The sequence below is a fragment of the Vibrio sp. 14G-20 genome (assembly GCF_026241515.1).
In the GTDB taxonomy this organism is placed as follows: Bacteria; Pseudomonadota; Gammaproteobacteria; order Enterobacterales; family Vibrionaceae; genus Vibrio.
Genome location: NZ_JAPHPW010000076.1, coordinates 1 through 297 on the forward strand (window position 1 = coordinate 1; position 297 = coordinate 297).

The window sequence follows — 297 nt, forward strand, 5'->3', positions numbered from 1 at the left end:
GTGTTTCACTTCTGAGTTCGGCATGGAATCAGGTGGGTCCACAATGCTATGGTCGTCAAACAAATTCTGTTGTTAACTTGAACAATCAAATCAACTAAATATGGTGCTGATACCCAGACTCGAACTGGGGACCTCACCCTTACCAAGGGTGCGCTCTACCGGGCTGAGCTATATCAGCAGTTAAAGAATCATTTAAAAACGATTCTTAAAACTTTTTGTCTTCACTTTTTAAAAGTGAAAATAAATTTAAAGCCTGGCGATGTCCTACTCTCACATGGGGAAGCCCCACACTACCAT

The 297-nt window shown here is 41.8% G+C and carries 1 tRNA gene and 1 rRNA gene; both read right to left on the minus strand.

Features of this window, described 5'->3' with window-relative positions:
• Window positions 1-60 (minus strand): 5S ribosomal RNA (rrf, locus tag OQJ75_RS22505); the annotation flags it as partial.
• A gap of 41 nt (window positions 61-101) precedes the next feature.
• Window positions 102-178, minus strand: a tRNA-Thr gene (locus OQJ75_RS22510).
• Between the last annotated feature and the right edge of the window lie 119 nt (window positions 179-297).